Raw genomic sequence first — 2,884 nt, 5'->3', positions numbered from 1 at the left:
CCGGCTGGACCGGGTGATCATCAGGTTTGCCGGTGACTCGGGTGATGGTATGCAGCTCACGGGTGACCGGTTCACGTCGGAGACGGCGTCGTTCGGGAACGATCTGTCGACGTTGCCGAACTTTCCGGCGGAGATCCGGGCGCCGGCCGGGACGTTGCCGGGGGTGTCGTCGTTCCAGCTGCATTTCGCCGATCATGACATTCTCACGCCGGGGGATGCGCCGGATGTGCTGGTGGCGATGAATCCGGCGGCGTTGAAGGCGAATGTCGGGGATCTGCCGCGGGGTGCGGAGATCATCGTGAACACGGACGAGTTCACGCGGCGGGCGTTGCAGAAGGTCGGGTATGCCGGTGATCCGCTTCAGGACGGTTCGCTGGAGGGTTTCCGGGTGCATCGGGTGCCGTTGACGACGTTGACGGTGGAGGCGCTGGCGGAGTTCGGGCTGTCCCGGAAGGAGGCCGAGCGCAGCAAGAACATGTTCGCGCTGGGGCTGCTGTCGTGGATGTATCACCGGCCGACGGAGGGCACGGAGCGGTTTTTGCGGTCGAAGTTCGCGACGAGGCCGCAGATCGCGGAGGCGAACATCGCGGCGTTCAGGGCGGGCTGGAACTTCGGGGAGACCACGGAGGACTTCGCGGTCTCCTATGAGGTGGCGCCGGCAGGGTCGGCGTTCCCGCCGGGGGTGTACCGCAACATCTCGGGGAATCTGGCGCTGGCCTACGGGCTGATCGCGGCCTCGCGGCAGGCGGATCTGCCGTTGTTCCTGGGGTCGTATCCGATCACGCCGGCGTCGGACATCCTGCATGAGCTGAGCCGGCACAAGAATTTCGGGGTGCGTACCTTCCAGGCGGAGGACGAGATCGCCGGGATCGGGGCGGCGCTGGGTGCGGCGTTCGGCGGGTCGCTGGCGGTGACGACCACGTCGGGTCCGGGTGTGGCGTTGAAGTCGGAGACGATCGGGCTGGCGGTCTCGCTGGAGCTGCCGCTGCTGGTGGTGGACATCCAGCGGGGCGGGCCGTCGACGGGGCTGCCGACCAAGACCGAGCAGGCGGATCTGCTGCAGGCGATGTACGGCCGTAACGGTGAGGCGCCGGTGCCGGTGGTGGCGCCGCGCACGCCGGCGGACTGTTTCGACGCCGTGCTGGAGGCGGCGCGGATCGCGCTGGCCTACCGCACCCCGGTGTTCCTGCTCTCCGACGGGTATCTGGCCAACGGGTCCGAGCCGTGGAGGATCCCGGAGTTGGAGGAGCTGCCGGATCTGGGGGTGCGGTTCGCGCAGGGCCCCAACCACACGCTGGCCGACGGCCGTGAGGTGTTCTGGCCCTACAAGCGGGATGCGCACACGCTGGCGAGGCCGTGGGCGGTGCCGGGCACGCCGGGGCTGGAGCACCGTATCGGCGGGATCGAGAAGCAGGACGGCACCGGGAACATCTCCTACGACCCGGCCAACCACGACTTCATGGTCCGCACCCGCCAGGCCAAGATCGACCACATCACCGTGCCCGACATCGAGACCGACGACCCCGACGGCGCCCGCACCCTGGTCCTGGGCTGGGGCTCCACCTACGGGCCGATCACCGCCGCGGTGCGCCGCATCCGCCGCGGGGGCGGCCGGATCGCCCAGGCCCACCTGCGCCACCTCAACCCCTTCCCGAAGAATCTCGGCGAGGTCCTGGCCGCCTATGAGCGGGTGGTGATCCCGGAGATGAACCTCGGCCAGCTCGCCACGCTGATCCGCGCCAGGTATCTGGTGGACGCCCGCAGCCATACACAGGTCAACGGCATGCCGTTCAAGGCCGAACAGCTCGCCGCCGTGCTGAAGGAGCACATCGATGACTGAGGCACTGAAGCTGGTCCCCAAGGCCGAGGGCAAGCAGTCCATGAAGGACTTCAAGTCCGACCAGGAAGTGCGCTGGTGCCCCGGCTGCGGCGACTACGCCATCCTCGCCGCCGTGCAGGGCTTCATGCCCGAACTCGGCCTGGCCCGCGAGAACATCGTCTTCGTCTCCGGCATCGGCTGCTCCTCCCGCTTCCCGTACTACATGAACACCTACGGGATGCACTCCATCCATGGCCGCGCCCCCGCCATCGCCACCGGCCTGTCCGCCTCCCGCCCCGACCTGTCGGTGTGGGTCGTCACCGGTGACGGCGACGCGCTGTCCATCGGCGGCAACCACCTCATCCACGCCCTGCGCCGCAACGTCAACCTCAAGATCCTGCTGTTCAACAACCGGATCTACGGCCTGACCAAGGGCCAGTACTCCCCGACCTCCGAGACCGGCAAGATCACCAAATCGACGCCGATGGGCTCCCTCGACGCCCCCTTCAACCCCGTCTCCCTCGCCCTGGGCGCCGAAGCCTCCTTCGTCGCCCGCACCATCGACTCCGACCGCGCCCACCTCACCGAGGTCCTGCGGCAGGCCGCCGCCCACCCCGGCACCGCACTGATCGAGATCTACCAGAACTGCAACATCTTCAACGACGGCGCCTTCGACGCCCTCAAGGACAAACAGCAGGCCGAGGAAGCCGTCATCCGCCTCCAGCACGCCCAGCCCATCCGCTTCGGACCCGACGGGACGAAAGGCGTCGTCCGCGACCCGGCCACCGGGGACCTGAAGGTGGTGACGGTCACCGACGCCAACGCGGCCGACGTCCTCGTCCACGACGCCCACGCCGCCTCCCCCACCACCGCCTTCGCCCTGTCCCGGCTCGCCGACCCCGACACCCTCCACCACACCCCGATCGGCGTGTTCCGCTCCGTGGACCGGCCCGTCTACGACACCCGGATGAACGACCAGCTCGACACCGCCGTCGAACAACACGGCAAAGGCGACCTCGCCGCCCTCCTCACCGGCAACGACACCTGGACCGTCGTCGGCTGACC

2 protein-coding genes are annotated in these 2,884 nt (G+C 68.7%); both read left to right on the top strand.

Annotated elements, in window-relative coordinates:
- Positions 1-1,840, top strand: a 1,840-nt coding sequence (locus ACZ45Q_RS34020; RefSeq protein WP_468269069.1) for a 2-oxoacid:acceptor oxidoreductase subunit alpha, incomplete at its 5' end; no start/stop codon positions are given.
- Positions 1,833-2,882: a 2-oxoacid:ferredoxin oxidoreductase subunit beta gene (locus tag ACZ45Q_RS34015; protein WP_468269066.1), complete on the top strand. Its 1,050-nt coding sequence runs from the start codon at positions 1,833-1,835 to the stop codon at positions 2,880-2,882. The genes ACZ45Q_RS34020 and ACZ45Q_RS34015, both read left to right, overlap by 8 nt.
- Positions 2,883-2,884: the final 2 nt, after the last annotated feature.

The organism is Streptomyces sp. NPDC031049 (genome assembly GCF_055571015.1).
This window is presented reverse-complemented; position numbering and strand designations above follow the sequence as displayed.

Coding starts and splice junctions, on each gene's coding strand:
- ACZ45Q_RS34015 (WP_468269066.1), top strand. CDS start 1,833: ATGACTGAGGCACTGAAGCTGGTCCCCAAGGCCGAGGGCAAGCAGTCC.